Source organism: Devosia sp. BK (assembly GCF_032907385.1).
Classification (GTDB): domain Bacteria; phylum Pseudomonadota; class Alphaproteobacteria; order Rhizobiales; family Devosiaceae; genus Devosia.
This window is the reverse complement of the sequence record NZ_JAIMBX010000001.1, coordinates 1,709,075-1,727,564: the sequence shown is the minus strand read 5'-3', so window position 1 is coordinate 1,727,564 and position 18,490 is coordinate 1,709,075. Positions and strand designations below refer to the sequence as shown.

The window sequence follows — 18,490 nt, the reverse complement described above, 5'->3', positions numbered from 1 at the left end:
ATAAGAAGCGAAACGAAACGTCGATTTCTAAAAAGGGAAGTCAAATATGAGCGATGTCGCTGATCGGGTCCGCAAGATCGTTGTGGAACACCTCAATGTGGACGCCGAGAAGGTCGTTGAAAAGGCCAGCTTCATCGACGATCTGGGCGCTGACTCGCTCGATCAGGTCGAGCTGGTAATGGCTTTCGAGGAAGAATTCTCGGTCGAGATCCCGGATGACGCTGCTGAGTCGATCCAGACCTTCGGCGACGCTGTCTCCTTCCTGACCAAGGCCACCAGCTAAGCTGGCCGGGCAGGGTTAGACATGGAACTGCGTCGAGTCGTCGTCACCGGAATGGGGCTTGTCACGCCCCTTGGTTGCGGAGTTGAGGCCACCTGGGCCAATATTATCGCAGGCAAGAGTGGAGCCAAGCGTATCGACGACTTCCAGGTCGATGATATCGCCTGCCAAATCGCCCATCGGCTGCCCCTAGGGGATTATGCCGAGGGCAAATACAATCCCGACGAGTGGATGGAAACCAAGGAACAGCGCAAGGTCGACGATTTCATCGTCTACGCCATGGCCGCTGCCACCCAGGCCATCCAGGATGCGGGTGTGGAACCCAAGACCCAGGAAGAGCAGGAGCGCTCCGGCGTCCTGATCGGCTCGGGTATCGGCGGCATCGGTGGCATCTATGATGCCTCCGTCACGCTGCACGAAAAGGGCCCGCGCCGCATCAGTCCCTTCTTCATTCCCGGCCGTCTGATCAACCTGGCCTCGGGCCATGTGTCGATCCGCTTCGGCCTCAAGGGTCCGAACCATTCCGTCGTTACCGCCTGCTCGACCGGTGCGCATGCCATCGGCGATGCGGCCCGCCTGATCGCGTTCGGCGATGCCGACGTGATGGTGGCCGGTGGCGCGGAAAGCTGCGTCAATCGTTTGTCGCTCGCCGGCTTCGCTGCAGCCCGCGCGCTCTCGACCGGCTTTAACGACAATCCAACCGCTGCGTCGCGCCCCTATGATCGGGATCGTGATGGCTTCGTCATGGGCGAAGGCGCCGGCATCGTCGTGCTCGAAGACTATGAGCGCGCCAAGGCTCGCGGCGCCAAGATCTATGGCGAAATCATCGGCTATGGCCTTTCGGGCGATGCCTACCACATCACGGCGCCTGCGCCGGATGGAAATGGTGGTTTCCGCGCCATGAGCGCTGCCGTCAAGCGCGCCGGTATCTCGGCCTCCGAGATCGACTATATCAACGCCCACGGTACCTCGACGCCGCTCGGCGACGAAATCGAACTCGGCGCCGTCACCCGCGTTCTCGGGGACGCTGCCGAAGGCCGCGTCATGAGCTCGACCAAGTCGGCCATCGGGCACCTCCTGGGTGCCGCAGGCTCGGTCGAAGCCATCTTCTGCCTGCTCGCCATGCGCGACGGCATCGCGCCGCCGACGCTCAATCTCGATAATCCTTCCGTCGAAACGCCGATCAACCTTGTTCCCAAGGTGGCGCTCAAGAAGGAAATCAACGTGGCGCTCTCCAACAGCTTCGGCTTTGGCGGCACCAATGCCACGCTGGTGATGCGCAAGGTCGCCTGATTTTTTTTGTATGCAAGAGGGGCACGTCGCCAGACCAGGCAACGTGCCCCTTGTTTTTATTCAAATCCATTGCAAACAATGCCGCCGCTTCGCCACGGTGTGGCGACACGATGATTTGCCCACTGGCCGAAAGGTGATTCCCGACGATGAACGAACGACGTAAACGCCGCCGCCGCTCGTCCAATGGTCTTGTCGATGTGCTCAACGCGCTCCTGACCTTGCTTGTCATCGGGCTCGTCGTCGTTGGTGGCGGTTTCCTCTTCGTTGCCTCGCAATATTATGGCGATGGTCCTCTGCCTGAAGATCGCGTTTTCCGCGTCGAAACCGGCAATGCGCTCTCGACCACGGCCAGCCGTCTCGAAGAGCAGGGGTTTATTTCCAATTCGCTGATCTTCAGCCAGTTCGGCAGCCGCGTCGCCGATAAGACGACGGTCAAGGCCGGCGATTTCACCATTCCCGCGCGCGCCAGCATGTCCGATATTCTGAACGAGCTGACGACTGGCACGCCGATCCGCTACGCCGTCACCATTCCCGAAGGCTGGACCTCCTGGCAGGTCGTGCAGCGCGTCAATGCCGATGATCGCCTCACCGGCACCATTGATACCCTGCCGCCCGAAGGCTCGATCCTCCCTGGCAGCTACGATTACCTTCCCGGCGACACGCGCCAGTCCGTCGTTGATCGCATGCAGGCGGCCATGACCAAGGCGCTCAACGAAGTCTGGGAAGCGCGCGAGCCGGATCTGCCGCTCGAGTCGCCCGCGCAGATGCTGATTCTTGCGTCCATAGTCGAACGCGAAACCGGCGTCGCCGAAGAGCGCCCGCAGGTCGCCGCCGTCTTCGTCAATCGCCTGCGTGAAGGCATGCGCCTGCAGTCCGATCCGACCATCATCTATGGTATCACGCTGGGCCAATCGACGCTCGATCGCGGTTTGCGCCGCTCGGAAATCGACAAGGCAACGCCTTATAATACCTATCAGATCGATGGTCTCCCACCGACGCCGATCGCCAATCCCGGCATCGAGGCCCTTGAGGCTGTCGCTCACCCCGACGACCACAACTATCTCTACTTCGTCGCCAAAGGCGCTTCGCCGCGCGATGGTCACGTCTTTGCCGAAACCTATGCAGAGCATCAGCAAAACGTCGCCCGTTATCGCGAAATCGAGGCTGCGGCCGATCGTGACGCGGAAGCCGCCCGCAAGGCTTTGGAGGCCGAAGAAGCCGAACAAGCCCCGGAAACGCCTGCTGCTGAGGGCGCAAGTCAGTGACATCGCGCCTTGCGAGCATGACCGGCTATGCCCGGTCCGAGGCTGCATTCGGCTCGACGCGGCTCCGCGTCGAACTCAAATCCGTCAATGGACGCGGTCTCGATATCCGCTCGCGCCTCGCGCCCGGTCTCGACGCCTTCGATATTCCGCTACGCCAGCTTCTCAACCAAGCCCTGTCCCGCGGCTCGGTCAATCTCGCCATAAGCTTTGATCGCCAGGGCACGTCGGGCGCCGTATCCGTCAATCAGGCTGCGCTCGAAACCGTTCTCGCTGCCATAGACAGTCTCGCCCAGCGCATCGATGCCCAGCGTCCAACGCTCGATGGCATCCTGTCGCTGCCCGGCGTACTCGCCGTCGAAGAGAGCAGGGGGCTCGACGAAGAAGGGCTCGAGCCCGTCCTCATGGCGGCTGTCCGTGAAGCGATTGCCGGTCTCGTCAAATCCCGCCTCGACGAAGGCGCGCGCATCGCCCAAATCCTCGTTTCTCAGGTCGATGCCATCGCCGCCCTGGTCGATCAGGCCGATGCCCACCCCGCCCGCTCGCGTGACGTCATCGCTGCTCGCCTCAGCCAGCAGGTCCAGTCGCTCCGCCAGGAAGCGGACATTTCGCCCGAGCGTCTCGCTCAGGAAGCCCTCGTCCTCGCCACCAAGGCCGATATCCAGGAAGAGATCGATCGTCTCCGCGCTCACATCGCTGGCGCCCGCGCGCTGCTTGCGGCCGCTGGCGCAGTCGGCCGCCGCCTCGATTTCCTCGCGCAGGAATTCAACCGCGAGGCCAATACCCTTTGCTCGAAATCGAACGCCGTGGAACTGACTGCCATCGGCCTTGACCTCAAGGCGGCGATCGATCAACTACGCGAGCAAGTCCAAAACATCGAATAGAGTGCCTGTCATGGATTTTCAGCGCCGCGGCGTCATGCTTGTCCTCGCCTCGCCTTCAGGCGCCGGAAAGTCATCGATCTCCCGCGCCCTCTTCGGCGCCGATCCCAATATCAAGCTCTCGGTCTCGGTCACGACCCGTGCCCGCCGCACGGACGAAATCGACGGAAAGCACTACCACTTCATCGATGTGCCGACCTTCGAGCAGATGCGCCGCGATGATGGCCTCCTCGAATCCGCCGAAGTCCACGGCAATTTCTACGGCACTCCGCGCGCCCGCGTCGAAGAACAGCTCTCCGCCGGCAACGATATCCTCTTCGATATCGACTATCAGGGCACGCTGCAGCTCTATGAAAAGTGCCGCGCCGATATGGTGACGGTCTTCATCCTGCCGCCCTCGATCAAAGAGCTGCGCGCCCGCCTCGAACGCCGCGCGCAGGACAGCGTCGGCACCATCGACAAGCGCCTCAAGAACGCGCGCCGTGAGATGGATCATTACAACGAGTACGACTACGTCCTCGTCAATGAAGACCTCGAACTTTCCGTCGCCCGCGTCCGCGCCATCCTCGCGTCGGCCCGTCTCGATCGCAAGCGTCAGAGCGATCTCGATAGTTTCGTGCGCGATCTGCAAAACCAGATCGGCCCGGCCTGATCATGCCGCCCGTGCCCGGCATTCGTCGCGGCACGCCCGAATTCCTCCGCGCCAATATCGCCTTCTTCCTCTCGGCCTTCTCCGTTTTCGCCTCGCTCTATTCGGTGCAGCCTCTGCTGCCCATGTTCGCCCACTATTGGGTCCGTGATGCCGGCACTGCCTCGCTCGCGCTCTCGGTCACCACGGCCACCATGGCCGTGGCGCTCATCCCCGCAAGCTTCCTCTCGGATCGCCTCGGCCGCCGTCGCCTCATGGTCGGCGCCCTGACCGTCACAGCACTTCTCGGACTGCTACTGCCCCTCGCGCAGACCTGGTGGCAGCTCATCGCCCTCCGGACCGCCATGGGCCTCTCCCTCGCCGGTATCCCCGCCGTCGCCATGGTCTATCTCTCTGAGGAAATGGACGCCGACGGCCTCGGCTTCTCCATGGGCCTTTATATCGGCGGCACCGCGATCGGCGGCATGGCCGGCCGCGTCATCTCCGGCATCCTGTCCGATCTTCTCGGCTGGCGCCTCGGCACCGGCATTCTCGCTGCCCTCATCATGGCCGCCGTTCTCGCCGTGATCATCCTGTTGCCCCAGCCCCGCCGCTCCGTCCGTGACCCCATCCGCTTGCCTGAACTCTGGCGCCGTTGCCGCATGAGCTTTGCCGATGCGGCACTCCCCTGGCTCTTTGCCAGCTCTTTCCTCCTCATGGGCGCCTTCGTCACGCTCTACAACTATGCCGGCTTCCGTCTGGCCCTGCCGCCCTTCCTCCTCAGCCATTCGGCCATCGCCGCCATCTTCCTCGTCTACCTGTTGGGCAGCCTCAGCTCCACCTGGGCCGGCGGCCTCTCCCAGCGCCTCGGCCGTCGCAAAGTGTTCTGGGCGCTCGTCACCATGATGGGCTCTGGCATGGCGCTCACGGCCTTCGACAGCACCGTCATCACCATCCTGGGTCTCGCCATCGCCACCATGGGCTTCTTTGCCGCCCATGGCGTCGCCAGCGCCTGGGTCACCCGCCGCGCCCGCACCGGCAAGGCTCAAGCCTCCGCCCTCTATCTCGTCGCTTATTATCTCGGTGCCTCATCGCTTGGCACGCTCGGCGGCTACGCCTGGACCGCCTGGAACTGGCCCGGAGTTCTCCTCGTCTGCGGCACGGCAACCGTCTTGGCTTTGCTCGTCGCCATCCGGCTCGCCTTCATCCCGCCGCTCCTAGAACCAGAACAACCGGCGCAAGCGCCTTTGGCGCAGTAAGCCCCAAAAGCGAAACGCCCACCCAAGCGAAGGGCAGGCGTTTTGTACTGTCGGAGCGAAAAACGCTCAGAAGTGCCAGTTCACGCCAGCAGTCACCTGATGGGTCGCAAATTTCCAATCGGTGAGGCCATAGGTGCGCGCCGCATAGTCGGAATAGCGATAGGAAAGATCGATCCCGATAGTGTCGGTCGCCTTGACCTCGACGCCCGCACCGACAGTCCAGCCGTAATGTGCGTTCGATGCGACAACGTCGCCCGTGTTTGCCGTCAGCTTGCCACCGGCAATCGCCAGACCGCCCGTCACGTAAGGCATGAAGGCGCCCGCATCATAGCCAACCTTACCGCGGACGCTGCCAAACCAGTTCACGTCGACCGCACTGGGTGGGGCGAAGAAGTCCGGATCGGTAGCATTCGACCAGGCGAGATCACCGACGACGCCGATCACGACGCCATTCTCGAGCGTGAAATTGGTACCGGCATTGACGCCCAAAAGCGCGCCATTGAGATCGAACGTGGTCGGCGAGGTGACAGTGCCGCGTTCATATCCGCCGAAAACACCGACAAATGGGCCGTCCCAGTTCCCGACCTGAAGACCGTAATTTACATCCGGTATCGGCATTTCGGTGACGAAATCGGCTGCGAGGGCGAACGACGAACTGCCAGCAGCGAACAGGGCTGCTGCAAAAGCTGCGATGTGACGATTCATTCAGACTACCCTCAAATATGGTGAGGGAAATCTGAACGAACATGGTTAATGCCGTCTTACGCGGTGGTCTAACGTGATTAGAAGCCTAGCTTCTCAGCCCCGGCAAAGCTCGCGCCATGGCCAAAAATGCACTGATCGGCAAATCCTCAGCCCGCTCATCGCCTTTGAGCTCAGCGGCCGCCAGCAGACCCTCGACCGGCACGCCCAGCGACTTCAGCGATTGCCGCACCATCTTTCGCCGCTGCCCGAACGCCGCCTTGGTCACCTGCTCGACGTGGCGAACCGGCAAGCCTTCCTCAACGGGCTTTGGCACCAGATGCACCACAGCTGACGTCACATTCGGCGGCGGCACGAATGCTTGCTTCCCGACATTGAAAGCAATCCGCGCCTCGCTCCGCCACCCGGCGAGAACGCCGAGCCTGCCATAGGCATCTTCACTCGGCTTGGCGCAAATACGCTCGGCGACTTCACGCTGAAACATCAGCGTCAGGCTCTCGAAAAATGGTGGCCACGGCTCCATGGTCAGCCAGCCAGTAAGAAGCTGCGTGCCGATATTATAGGGCAGGTTGGCAATGATCCTCGTCGGCCCGTCGGCCAGCGTGCGATAGTCGATCTCCATCGCATCGCCCGCGATCACCGTCAGCTGGCCCGGATAAGCCTCTGAAATTTCCGCCAACGCCGGCAGCGCGCGGGCATCCCGCTCGATGGCGATCACCTCGCGCGCACCTTCCGCCAGCAGCGCCCGCGTTAGTCCGCCTGGCCCCGGTCCAACCTCGATCACGCGCACGCCGTCGAGCGAGCCACCCACGCGGGCAATGCGCGCCGTCAGGTTGAGGTCGAACAGAAAGTTCTGCCCTAATTCTTTCTTGGCGCGGAGGCCATGGGTGGCAATGACGTCGCGCAGCGGCGGAAGATTGTCGATCTGGCTCATCGGGTCCTGGTCGTCATGTGTTCCGCCATGGCTATGGCCGCCAAAAAGCTCGATGTCGAGGCCTTTCCGGTCCCGGCGAGGTCGAACGCCGTCCCATGGTCCGGTGATGTCCGCACGATCGGCAGGCCGAGCGTAACGTTGACCCCGGCATCGAACGCCACGGTCTTGATCGGGATCAGCGCCTGATCGTGATACATGGCGAGCACGGCATCATATTGCCGCCAATGCCTTGGAAAAAACAGCGTATCGCCGGGCAGGGGCCCCACGACCTCAAGCCCTTCCTCCCGCGCCGCTTCCAGCGCCGGAATGATCGTCTCGATCTCTTCGCGCCCGATCGCCCCGCCTTCGCCCGCATGCGGATTGAGCCCCGACACCGCAATCCGTGGCCGCGCAATCCCGAACCGCGCCCGCAGGTCACGATCCATCACGCGCAGCGTCTCAAGGATCAACTCGACCGAGATCAGCCCCGGCACATCCTTGATCGGCACGTGAATGGTCAGCGGCACCGTCCGCAAATCCTGATGCGCCAGCATCATCACCGGCAGCGGCTCGACGCCATTTTCCGCACAAAGCGCCGCCAAGAATTCGGTATGCCCCGGATGCCGGAACCCCGCCTCATAAAGCGCGCCTTTGTGAATTGGCGCCGTCACAATCCCGCTGCAGGCTGCCACTTTGACCGCCGCCACCGCCTGCTCGATCGCTGCAATCACCACAGGCGCCGCGGCGCCATGCGGCTTGCCCGGCTGGTCCGGCACATCGCCGAGGATATCCGTCACAGGGAGCGCAGTCGCAAACACATCCTCTGCGTCAACTGGCGTCGCAGCAACAACCTCGACCTCAAGCCCCAGCCGCCGCGCCCGCGCCCTGAGAAACTCCGTATGCCCGAAAACCACAAACGGCTTCAGTCCCAGCGCCTCCCGCTGCGCATAAAGCGTCAAGATGATATCGGGCCCGATCCCGGCGGGTTCACCCATGCTGATTGCCAGCGGTGCCATGCTTGCCCCCAAAGCAAAACGGAGGCGCATCGGTGACGATGCGGCTCCGCAAAGTGGTTGTCAGTGCGGCAAACGCCGCGCCTGAAAACTCAGTTATAGATGATCTTGGCTTCCTGGCGGAGGCGCGCGAGATAGGCGTCGGCTTCCTTCTGCATGGTTTCGCCGCCAACTTCGTTGCGCAGGTCGTCCTTGACGAAGGTCAGATCTTCCGCCTGGGTTTTTTCACAGATTGCCAGCATCGAAACACCGGTCTCGACCACGCGTGGCTTGGTGATCCCGCCGACATTCATGCCAGCCAGTTCCTTGGCCATGGCTTCGGGCATTTGCGTCGCATGGCGGCGGCCGATATCGACCACGGCTGCATCGGTATAGCCGAGCGAAAGCTGAACGGCGCTATCGCAGCCGGCAAAACTCGAACGGAACTTGTTCGCCTGCGCCGTGCGCCCGCTGGCGCCCTGACCGACAAAGATGATCTCTTTGAGGATATAGTCGAACTTCTGGTAGTCCGCGACCTGCGATGCCGCGCGTTGGTCGAGCTCCAGATCCGAAATCTGTACATTCGGCACCACGGCCTGCTGACCCACAGCGTTCCAGGCGATCGAAGCGCGCAGACGATCGCGCAGCGTTTCCTGGCTGACGCCACCCTGCGCCAGCACCTGGTTCAGCTTGTCCTGGCTCATCTTGAGATTGCGGGCAATCTGAAGAAAAGCCTCGTCGATCTGCGCATTCGACACGTCGATGCCGAGCTTTTTCGCTTCGCTCATCTGGATGGCTTCGGTAATGAGCTGATCGGTTGCGCCCTTGCGCCCGCCCTGATTGCCTTCCATGCGGAAAAGCCGAGAACGCTGGTCGACCTGCACGTCGGTAATCGTTATGCCATTGACGGTCACGACGGTCGCCGCAAAGCTGGGCATGACCGATGCCGCGGTCACCGCGAGGCCAAGAAACAGGGCGCCGGTGGCGCGTCGCAGAAATGCAAAGGTCATCGTCAGGTCCGCGTTTAAATTGAGCCGCATCAATGCGACCCTAAACTTGCCCTGTCAATTGACCAAAAATTGCGGCCAAAATCCGGGCGGAAGAGATCAGAACGACGGGACGGGCACCGCGCCGCTATAGCCAAGGTTTAGCCCGGCCGGCGCCTTGATGGCAAAGGTCGCAAGCACACTGGTCGAATTGGGCGATGTATGGGTCGGCCCGTTGCGCGCCGCATTGGCCCCAAAGGTCAGGTAACCGTCGTCATAGACGACACCGCCGCTCACCTGCAGCCAGCTATTGGCGCCGATATCCCAAGCGGCGCCGCTCCGGATGCTCCAGTAATCGGCCATCGGCACCGTCAGAGAGCCGACCACTTCGTGCTGGTCGCGCATCTGCCCAAGGCCCAGATTGGCTTCGATGAAACGATAGTCGAGCGTGGCGCCATAGCCTTCATTGCTATAGCTCGCGCCAAGGCTCGCCCGCGCCAGGGTCCAGGCGCTGGTATCGACCTGCGCCTTGCCGCCCACGACCAGCCCCGGCATGAAAGAGCCATAGGCGCCGAGCACGCCATAAGAGGCCGCCGTATCAAGCCCGCTGCCGACCGCCGTGTTTGCCTGATCAGGCGCGGTAAACGCGTTCACCCCAGCCAGATGGAACGACTGCCCACCGACGAGTTCGAGATAGCTGCCGCCATCGAAATTGGCCTGATATCGCCCGCCGACATTGAGCCGCAGCCCTGTTTCCTGCCGGTCATAGCCCGAGAAGCGATTGTAGCTAAAGAGGTTGGTATCGTCGAAAACGAAGCTCTGTGCATCGTCATTGGTGATGCCGACCCGCGTTGTGTCCGAGCCGCGATAGACCAATTGCGCGATTGGCTCGACGACATGCGTCACTTCCGCCTGCCGCGCAATCAGCGGATAGCGCACATCCATGGCCGCGATCGGCGTGGCGCTGAAAAGGCTCGTCTCACCCGGCAAGAGCGGGCTGCGCCCATCGTAATAGGAAAAATCGGTTCGTCCGCCGAAATAGGGTGTGAAGACCAGCCCGCCGGCGCCGATAAACTGCTTCTGCCAGCTCGCCTGCACCATGGCATGGGTCTTTGCGCCCTGATAGCCATATCGTGCGCCGGCCGCCGCGAGCGGCGAATCCGCCTGTCGCGTGACATTGCGCAAATGCCCTTCGACGGTGACGCGGCCCATGTCGTCGGCCAGGTCGATTGTCTTTTCAAACCGCGCCACCGGCAGGTTCTCGCCCTGCTGATCCTGGCTCGCCTGGGTCACATTGCCGAGCTGGTTGAACTGCTGCGCGCGGATATCGAAATAGGTGTCCCGGTTCACATGCGTCGCATAGACCTGGTTCACCGAAGACTTCGCCGCCGTCAGTGCATAGTCGCTGAGATAATTGGCATCGGTAAAGGCCGTATAGGACCAGCCCGCTTCCCATTCCTCGATCGGGGTAAAAACGCCCGACGTCTGCACGGCACCGCGCCACTCGATATTGCCGACTTCGCCGGCATAAGCGCCCGGATCACCCTGACGCAAACCCGTGGCCTTGATCTGGAACGAGCCATTGTCGAAGCGCTGCACCCATTCGGCGCCCAGCAACAGGCCCTGCCGCGAAAAGTAGCGCGGGCTGAGGATCACATCGGTCCACTTGCTGGAATAGGCCGTCACATCGACGCCGATCCCAAACCCTGTCTGGTCATCAAAACTGAAAACCGGCTTCGGTGCATTGTCGAGAACTGTGCCGCTCAGATCCGGCAGCCAGAGGTACGGCAGCCACAAGACCGGAACGCCGAGCAGTGCCAGACTTGGCTGCTCCAGCGTCACCGAATTGTCTTCGGCATTCTGGACGATCCGCGTCGCCTTGACCGACCAGCCGATCCGGCGGCCCTTGTCGTCGATACACTCCCCGCAGGGTGCATAAGCGGCATTGGTCAGGATCGTTTCGACGGCCGAATTATAGTCGGCGCTGTCAGCCGTAATGCGCGATCCGTCATAGGAGGTGATTGTCAGCGCATTCAAAAATTCCGCGCGCAGCCCGCCCGTTATGTCGAGATCGGTCGTCTCCATCACGTTTCCGGATGGATCGGTCACCGTCACTGCGCCCAGCATGATCACCTTGTTGGTGCCGCGGTCATAGGTAAGGGTGTCGCCGGTGACGATATAGCCGCTCGATTTCAGGATCACATTGCCCGAAGCGGTGACGGTGTTTTTGGCGATATCAAATGTCAGCGTCGCGGCCTCGACGCCCGTCGGTGCCGCCGGATCGACCGGAGCGTTGAAAAAGTCGGTCGGCACGAGATTCTGCGCCAGCGCGGGCAGGGTGAAAACGCAAAGCGACGCGCCCAGCAAAAGGGCACGCATCAAACCCGCGCTCTGTCCCCCGTTCTGCTTCACGTTCGTCCGTCTTCCTTGTGCAGCAGCACTGTTACACCAATCACGATGGCGACCAGAGCCGGGCCGACTGCTGCGAACGTGGGGTCGAGAACGCCTGTCGAACCAGCGCGGTCGGCCATCTCGGTAATCACGAACACAACAAATCCGAGCACGATGCCATAAAGGACCGCTGGACCTAGACTAGTGTCCCTTCGATAACCTGCGGTAAACGCAAAGGCAATGAACAGCGAACCGCAAAGCACAAGTGGCAGTGAAAGCAGCTTGAAGAGCCGCATTGTCGCCGCCGCCCGCACCAGCGGATCGGCCACACCGGTCTGCAAAAGCTCGGCCAGATCGAAAAAAGTCATGTCTTCCGTTGATGCCAGCTTGAGGCTTATTTCCTGCGGCGTGGAATCGGTCGGCACCTGATAATCATAGAGCACGCGCGGCTTCGCTTCCGGCGTTCTGGCCGTCGCCTGCGGCATGCGCCAATGCCCGCTCTCGAGAATCGCTGTCGGCGCTTCGAGCCGTGGAATGCCATCGCCCGAACGGAACAGTGTCACATCGGTCAGTTCCGTGCCGCCCGGCGACATCGATCGCGCCAAAAGCACATAGCGCTGCCCATCGCCTTCCTGTTCGATCCAGATTTCCCCCGGCGGCGTCAGCAGCGCGGCCTGTCCCGGCGGGGTCGGGTAGAGGCCACGATTGATCTGCGTGCTCGCCGTTTCTGCCCCAAGCGCAATGACAAAGCTGATCAGCACCATGGCAATCGTCGGCGCCCGCACCGCGCGCCAGATCGAAATGCCGCTCGCCTTGATTACGGTCAGCTCATGCCGCGCCTTGAGATCGGCGAGCCCGAGGATCGCGCCCATCAAGACCGTCACGGGCAGGGTCTTGATGGTCCAGCGCACAGCACTCATCGCCACCATGACGATGGCCATGAATGTTCCGGCCTGCTCGGAAACCACGGTGAACCGCCACGCATCGAGCGATTCGACGAGCGCGATCAGCCCATAGAAAATGAAAACCGTCGCGCCGATGCGGCTCCCGAGCCGCTTGAGCACCAGCCAGTCGATCCGCGTCATGCGCTCACCATGGGAATCGGTCGGCGCGGCCAGAGCCGGGCTGTCAGCACGGCGGCGGAGAGGAGAATAAGCAGTACCGATCCCGTACCGATGCCGAGCGGGCTATAGGTCCCAACCCCGCGCTCCGCAAAGCCGACCAGCAACACAATGGCCTCGAGCGGCATCGGAATACGCGCGCGCTTGCCGCTCGGAAATGCACCCAGCCCCAGCGTGAACAGCCCCAGCGCAATCACCCGCAGGGCTTCGGCCGAGCGATCCAGCAATCGCTGCACGACCTCGGGCTCGGCAAACCCATTCCCCATCGCCTGGTTCAAAAGATCAAAACTGTCGCGCTCACCGAGATTGTCACCGCCCGCGATCGGTTGGGCGAGACTATCGACGCTCACGTCATAGCGGCTGAACCGCACTTCGGAATAGCGCCCGTCATCCTCGAGATATTGCAGCACGCCATTACGCAGTTCGAGCACGTAGTTCTGCCCATCGCTCGAAACCCGCGCGCTCTCGGCGATATAGGTCCGGCGCGATTCCGGCGTCCGGCGATCGTCAGCAAAGAAATCGACGATTTCCCCGCCCGGCTGCCGCCCGCCAATAAGCAGGATCACGCCCGGCGTCACCTGCGTAAATCGTCCCGGCCGCAGCGTCGAACTCACCAGATCGGCCGCGACTTCCGCCGTCAAATCGGCAAATTTCCGGTTCGCCATCGGCTCGATAACATGGGCCAGTAGCAGTACCACCGCCACCGCACCGCCCATTACCAACACCGCCGCGCGCCAGATCCCGCTGGTACCGCGGGTTGCGTGGATAATGTGGAGTTCCCGGCTGAGCCCGATGGCATTGAGCGCCCGGATCATCCCGATCCCGACGCAGATATAGAAGAAGGCCAGCAGCAGCGGCGGCATCGTATAAAGCGCCTGCACGGCAAGCGTGCCAAAGCCCTGGCCCTTGATGGAAACCAGTTCGAACTGCCTGAGGCAATTGACCAGCCAGAGCAAGAGGCACACGATTCCCGTCAGAATCAGCGCGTCCGTCGCAAAGAGGCGGGCGAGATAGGTCGTCAGGCGTCTCATGCCGTCAGGCTGTCATCCTTCTACGTCGCAACCATGGCCGGCGACCCAAAGCATGTCTCCCGAAAGTGAGTACCGGTTTCGGGACAAAGACATGCGCTAAAACAAAGAGCTTTTCGCACCATGGTGCAAAGCTGGATTCGTCGCAATTGCTCTGCGCGCGCAAAGCCTTGTTCTTGCAAACCTGTTGCCCGCTTGCCGCTCCTAGCGCTTCGGCCATCGGCCAGCTAGGGTGAAAACATGGCCGAAGTCCTCTTCTATCATCTCGAAGTCCGCCCCCTCGAATCCGTGCTGCCGCAGCTTCTCGAAAAGACGCTCGAGCGCGGCTGGCGCGCCGTGGTCGAAACCGGCAGCCGCGACCGCGCCGAAGCGCTCGATGCCATGCTCTGGATCTATCGCGACGATTCTTTCCTGCCCCATGGCCTTGGCGGCGAAGAAACCGACGCCCATCAACCCATCCTTCTGACCGACGATCCCGCCGCCAATCCCAATGAGGCCGTAGTCCGCTTCTTCGTCGATCGCGCCGTGCCGCAATCCGCCGATGGCTACAAACGCATCGTCTATATGTTCTCTGGTCACGATCCCGACGCCGTCGCCGAAGCCCGCAACGCCTGGCGCACGCTCCGGAACGGCAACGAGGTCACCTATTGGCAACAGGAAGCCGACGGCCGCTGGGTGAAAAAGGCATGACGCCCGACCTCACGACCCCCAGCCGCCACACGCTGCCCGAAGACCTCTTCGCCATGCTCATCGGCACCATGCTGGTCTCGCTCGGCATCGCCTTTTATTCCGAAGTCCAACTGACCACCGGCAGCAGCGCCGGCCTCGCGCTGCTCCTCCAATACGTCACCGGAATCCCCTTCGGCGTGCTGTTCTTCTGCATCAACCTGCCGTTCTATGTCCTCGCGTTCCTGCGCATGGGCTGGCCCTTCGCCGTTAAGACGATCCTTTGCGTGGCGCTGGTGTCGCTGTTCACGAGCCAAATTCCGGGCTGGATCGGCATCGACCAGATCCATCCGCTCTTTGCCGCGCTCGTCGGCGGTGGCCTTATCGGCCTCGGCATCCTCTCGCTCTTCCGACATAAGGCGAGCGTGGGCGGCATCAATATTCTCGCCCTCTATCTGCAGGATAATTTCGGCATCCGCGCCGGCTATTTTCAACTCGGCGTCGACGCCTGCATCCTCCTCGCCGCCTTCTTCATCCTGCCTTTGGACAGCGTCCTCTATTCCGTCTTGGGCGCGCTGGTCCTCAACCTCATCATTGCCCTCAACCACAAGCCCGGTCGCTATGTGGGTTTTAGTTAGACTGAAGGACATCATCGCCACCGAATGTCACCCCGGCGAAGGCCGGGGCCCATCCTGAGATCCCAAGATGGATCCCCGCCTGCGCGGGGATGACGCGCGAGGTCAACTCAGTCGAAAGCGCGATACTACGCTCTTCAATCCCCGCTCTTGACCTTCCCGGCGCCCGATTTTGGCGGCCCGTCCGGCTCCGGCAGTTGCGCCGCATAAAGCTCCATGAAATCCTTCATCAGCTCATAGCAGAAGATAATTTCGATCGTGTCCGGGTCATAAAAGGCATTGGCCTCGCCACAGCGCTTGGCGTTGAATCGCACGGGCCGGCGGATATTGTAGCTCTTGCGCAGGTTAGCCGCGACCTTATCGAACACCCCGCTCGAGCGGAACGCGTCGGCCGCCAGCCGCAGCTTCCCCCCGGCATCATGATAGGTCACGTTGACCGTGGTACCCTCGTCATTCTCCGCTAGATGATCGGAGAGCACGCTTCTCAGGCTCCGGTCGACCAGGTCGAAATCCCAAAAGCAACTGTCCTGCCGGTCGCGGCCGATGGCATATTGATTGGCAATGGGCCGGAAGGAGGTATCGTCACTCCCCACCATCATGCAGACGATCTGATACGCGCGCTGCTTATCAAGGCTATGCGCCGCCGCAAAATCCTCTTCATATTTGCCGCTATTGTAAGCCGCCCCTGTCAGCAGCCATCCCTCGGCCGCGTCCTCCAGCGCTTTGTTGGCCTCAGGGGTGTGCTCGTTGAGCAGCGTCCAGGTCGCCATATTGTCGGCCGCGTCTTCCTCGCGCCCCAGCACCGGCAGGCTGAGCTGGTCGATCAGCAGATGCCCCACCTCATGATAGAGCACGAACAGGCTGTTATTGGCGGCAAAGCCAATCATATCGTTGCGCTGCTGCTTGGTAATCCCCGTCATATCCTGCGCCATGGCAGGCGGCGCCAGAAGGGACAGGACGAGGGAAACAGCAACCGCAAAACGCCGCATGAACTGCCTGCAGATCCAGTGAAATCAGCGCCAGCAGATGCCAATCGGGCAGGCCTGTCAACGCATTGGGTTGCCCCAGGTTAACGACCCGGATGCCAATCGGGCGGCGCCAGTTCAAACCCAGAAAACTCAAAGCCGGGCGCGACGGTGCAGCCCACCAGCGTCCAATCCCCCAGCGTTTTGGCCGCTTGCCACACATCGCGCGGCACCACGACCTGAGGCCTTTGCCCCGCTGCGAGGTCCGATCCCAACACATGCGGATCGGTCGTCACCCCGTCGGACAGCTGCAATTCAAGTGCCGCTCCGGCGTAATAATGCCACACCTCGACGGCGTCGACCTTGTGCCAATGCGAGCGATCACCCGCTTCGAGCAGATAATAGATCGCCGTCGATTGCGCCCGGCCGCTTTCACCACCCACATCGACAAAAGTCTCGGCATACCAGCCGCCTTCGGGGTGCCGCTCCATCTTGAGCGTAAAGATGACATCCTGCGCCGTCAGCTTGCTCATGCGCGCTCCGCGTCCTCCAGCTCGGCGCTCAGCGCCAGCCATTGCTCTTCGGTGGTTTCGAGATCAGCGCCAAACCGCGCCTTGTCCTTGCCCAGCGCAATGACGCGATCGGCCGCCCCGTTGTAAACTTTGGGATCGGCGAGTTGGCTCTCGATTTTGGCAATTTCCACCTTCAAACGGGAAATCTTGGTTTCCGCATCCTTAATCGAGGATTTGAGCGGCGCCAGTTCCGCGCGACGTGCCGCTGCCTCCTGTTTGGACAGCTTTCGCGCCCCCGTGCCGCCCGGGCCGGAGGATTTGCCTTCCTTGCCCGAGGTAATGCTGCGCTGGTAGCTGTCGAGGTCTTCGTCCAGCTCCTTGATCGTGCCGCCCTCGGCAATCCAGAGCGTATCGCAGGTCGCCTCGATCAGATGGCGGTCGTGGCTGATGATCAGCACCGCGCCCTCATAGTCGTTGAGCGCATGCACCAGCGCATCGCGGCTATCGATGTCGAGGTGGTTGGTCGGCTCGTCGAGGATCATCATCCCCGGCCCGCCAAAGGTGATGAGACCCATGAGGAGACGCGCGCGCTCACCACCCGAAAGGTTCTTGGCCTTTGTGTCCATGCGCGATTTGGTCAGCCCCATCTGGCTCAACCGGCTGCGGCGCTTGGCTTCCGTGTCGGTCGGCATCATGTCGACCACATGCTCGAAGGGCGTCCATTCGGGCCTGAGCTTATCCATCTGGTGCTGCGCAAAGTGGGCAATTTCGAGCTTCTTGCCCTTGCGCAATTGTCCAGCCATCGGCTCGATATCGCCGGCAAGGAGCTTGGCAAAAGTCGACTTACCGTTGCCGTTGACGCCGATCAGCGCGATCCGGTCATCGGGGTCGATGCGCATATTGATATTGCGCAAAATGGTCTTGTCGCCATAGCCGGCCGAAACGCCGTCAAGCGTCAGCATCGGCGTCGCCGCCTCGGCCTTGGGCTGCTGGAATTTGAACGGCGCCGAGAATTCGTCGAACAAAGCCGCCGGTGGCTTCAGTTTTTCGATCATCTTCATGCGCGATTGGGCCTGCTTAGCCTTGGTCGCCTTGGCCTTGAAGCGATCGACGAATTTCTGCAGATGCGCCACTTGGTCCAGCGCCTTGTCGCGGCTCTTGTTATGGAGCTCCATCTGCATCCGGCGCGTGCTCTCGAACGTGTCGTAATTGCCCTTGTAGAAGGTCAGTTTCCGATGCTCGAGATGCACGATCGAATTGACCGACTTGTTGAGAAGGTCACGATCGTGGCTGATCATGAAGACGGTGTAGGGATAGGTGGCCAGATACTTTTCGAGCCACAATGTGCCTTCGAGATCGAGATAGTTGGTCGGTTCGTCAAGCAGCAACAGGTCGGGCTGGCTGAACAATACCGCCGCCAGCGCCACGCGCATGCGCCAACCGCCCGACAGCTCCCGCGTCGGCCCGTTCTGCCGATCCTGCTCGAACCCGAGCCCCTTCAAAATCGACGATGCCCGCGCATCGGCCGAATAGGCATCGATATCGGCCAGCCGCGTATAGACTTCCGCGATCCGGTCCGGGTCCGTCGCGGTTTCCGCTTCCGCGAGCAGCGCCGTGCGCTCCTTGTCGGCCGCCAGCACCACGTCGAGCACGCTCTCGTCCCCGGCCGGCGCTTCCTGCGCCACCCCGCCGATCCGCGCCTTCTTGTTCAGTTCGATACTGCCGGCATCGAGATTGATATGGCCCTGGATCAGGTGAAACAGCGTCGTCTTGCCGGTGCCGTTCTTGCCGACAAAGCCGGTCTTCGAGCCCGTCGGAATAACCACCGACGCGTCCTCGAACAGCTCCCGGCCCTCGATGCGATAGGTAATATTGGTGATGTTCAGCATGGCGGGGAGATATCGATCCGAAATTGGGAAAGGCGCAGGCCAGACCCCAGGATAGGGAAGGGGACGGCAGCAAAGTATTTGGCTGCT

Annotated in this window: 18 protein-coding genes; 8 read left to right on the top strand and 10 right to left on the bottom strand. The window is 61.7% G+C overall.

Annotated features, from left to right (window positions below; all coding sequences use genetic code 11):
• Nucleotides 1-46 precede the first annotated feature (46 nt).
• From DevBK_RS08475 to DevBK_RS08450, 6 genes are all read left to right on the top strand, one after another.
• Complete coding sequence (locus DevBK_RS08475; protein ID WP_035083768.1) at nt 47-283, top strand: acyl carrier protein; 237 nt, start codon at nt 47-49, stop codon at nt 281-283.
• Nucleotides 284-310: 27 nt separating this feature from the next.
• Nucleotides 311-1,573: a beta-ketoacyl-ACP synthase II gene (gene fabF / locus DevBK_RS08470; RefSeq protein ID WP_061907287.1), complete on the top strand. Its 1,263-nt coding sequence runs from the start codon at nt 311-313 to the stop codon at nt 1,571-1,573.
• Nucleotides 1,574-1,719: 146 nt separating this feature from the next.
• Nucleotides 1,720-2,838: an endolytic transglycosylase MltG gene (gene mltG / locus DevBK_RS08465; RefSeq protein WP_061907153.1), complete on the top strand. Its 1,119-nt coding sequence runs from the start codon at nt 1,720-1,722 to the stop codon at nt 2,836-2,838.
• Nucleotides 2,835-3,719 (top strand): YicC/YloC family endoribonuclease, encoded by an 885-nt coding sequence (locus DevBK_RS08460; RefSeq protein WP_244487021.1) that lies wholly within the window; start codon nt 2,835-2,837, stop codon nt 3,717-3,719. Before mltG ends, DevBK_RS08460 begins: the two co-directional genes overlap by 4 nt.
• 10 nt (nt 3,720-3,729) lie before the next feature.
• Nucleotides 3,730-4,368, top strand: a complete 639-nt coding sequence (gene gmk / locus DevBK_RS08455) for a guanylate kinase (RefSeq protein WP_061907152.1) — start codon at nt 3,730-3,732, stop codon at nt 4,366-4,368.
• A 2-nt stretch (nt 4,369-4,370) separates the two neighbouring features.
• Nucleotides 4,371-5,603 carry an MFS transporter gene (locus tag DevBK_RS08450; RefSeq protein WP_061907151.1) on the top strand — a complete coding sequence of 411 codons (1,233 nt, stop codon included), beginning with the start codon at nt 4,371-4,373 and terminating at the stop codon, nt 5,601-5,603.
• A gap of 66 nt (nt 5,604-5,669) precedes the next feature.
• On the opposite strand, the gene DevBK_RS08445 is transcribed toward DevBK_RS08450, so the two are convergent.
• The 7 genes from DevBK_RS08445 to DevBK_RS08415 form a co-directional block, all read right to left on the bottom strand.
• Entirely contained in the window at nt 5,670-6,308 is a 639-nt protein-coding gene (locus DevBK_RS08445) for an outer membrane protein (RefSeq protein ID WP_061907150.1), read from the bottom strand.
• A gap of 85 nt (nt 6,309-6,393) precedes the next feature.
• On the bottom strand, nt 6,394-7,239 hold the full coding sequence (gene rsmA, locus DevBK_RS08440; RefSeq protein WP_061907149.1) for a 16S rRNA (adenine(1518)-N(6)/adenine(1519)-N(6))-dimethyltransferase RsmA: 846 nt from the start codon (nt 7,237-7,239) through the stop codon (nt 6,394-6,396).
• Entirely contained in the window at nt 7,236-8,234 is a 999-nt protein-coding gene (gene pdxA, locus DevBK_RS08435; RefSeq protein WP_061907285.1) for a 4-hydroxythreonine-4-phosphate dehydrogenase PdxA, read from the bottom strand. The genes rsmA and pdxA overlap by 4 nt, the downstream gene beginning before the upstream one ends.
• 89 nt (nt 8,235-8,323) lie before the next feature.
• A complete protein-coding gene (locus tag DevBK_RS08430; RefSeq protein ID WP_162243203.1) occupies nt 8,324-9,220 on the bottom strand; it encodes a SurA N-terminal domain-containing protein in 897 nt (298 codons plus the stop codon).
• 96 nt (nt 9,221-9,316) lie between these two features.
• Nucleotides 9,317-11,575, bottom strand: coding sequence for an LPS-assembly protein LptD (locus tag DevBK_RS08425; RefSeq protein WP_317185113.1), 2,259 nt, complete (start codon nt 11,573-11,575; stop codon nt 9,317-9,319).
• Nucleotides 11,576-11,604: 29 nt separating this feature from the next.
• The gene (locus DevBK_RS08420) at nt 11,605-12,672 is read right to left on the bottom strand and encodes an LptF/LptG family permease (protein WP_061907146.1); all 1,068 of its coding nucleotides are present in this window, start codon (nt 12,670-12,672) and stop codon (nt 11,605-11,607) included.
• A complete protein-coding gene (locus tag DevBK_RS08415; protein ID WP_061907145.1) occupies nt 12,669-13,739 on the bottom strand; it encodes an LptF/LptG family permease in 1,071 nt (356 codons plus the stop codon). Before DevBK_RS08415 ends, DevBK_RS08420 begins: the two co-directional genes overlap by 4 nt.
• 237 nt (nt 13,740-13,976) lie before the next feature.
• On the opposite strand from DevBK_RS08415, the gene DevBK_RS08410 reads away from it, so the two are divergent.
• Both DevBK_RS08410 and DevBK_RS08405 read left to right on the top strand, forming a co-directional pair.
• Nucleotides 13,977-14,426, top strand: coding sequence for a DNA polymerase III subunit chi (locus DevBK_RS08410; protein ID WP_061907144.1), 450 nt, complete (start codon nt 13,977-13,979; stop codon nt 14,424-14,426).
• On the top strand, nt 14,423-15,040 hold the full coding sequence (locus DevBK_RS08405) for a YitT family protein (RefSeq protein WP_061907143.1): 618 nt from the start codon (nt 14,423-14,425) through the stop codon (nt 15,038-15,040). The genes DevBK_RS08410 and DevBK_RS08405 overlap by 4 nt, the downstream gene beginning before the upstream one ends.
• Nucleotides 15,041-15,174: 134 nt before the next feature.
• Here the strand turns inward: DevBK_RS08405 and DevBK_RS08400 are convergent, their stop codons facing one another.
• The 3 genes from DevBK_RS08400 to DevBK_RS08390 all read right to left on the bottom strand — a co-directional run bounded on the left by DevBK_RS08400 (nt 15,175) and on the right by DevBK_RS08390 (nt 18,403).
• The gene (locus DevBK_RS08400; RefSeq protein ID WP_317185112.1) at nt 15,175-16,026 is read right to left on the bottom strand and encodes a DUF4344 domain-containing metallopeptidase; all 852 of its coding nucleotides are present in this window, start codon (nt 16,024-16,026) and stop codon (nt 15,175-15,177) included.
• Between the two features lie 80 nt (nt 16,027-16,106).
• On the bottom strand, nt 16,107-16,535 hold the full coding sequence (locus tag DevBK_RS08395; RefSeq protein WP_061907141.1) for a cupin domain-containing protein: 429 nt from the start codon (nt 16,533-16,535) through the stop codon (nt 16,107-16,109).
• Nucleotides 16,532-18,403, bottom strand: a complete 1,872-nt coding sequence (locus DevBK_RS08390) for an ABC-F family ATP-binding cassette domain-containing protein (RefSeq protein WP_062630996.1) — start codon at nt 18,401-18,403, stop codon at nt 16,532-16,534. The genes DevBK_RS08395 and DevBK_RS08390 overlap by 4 nt, the downstream gene beginning before the upstream one ends.
• Nucleotides 18,404-18,490: the final 87 nt, after the last annotated feature.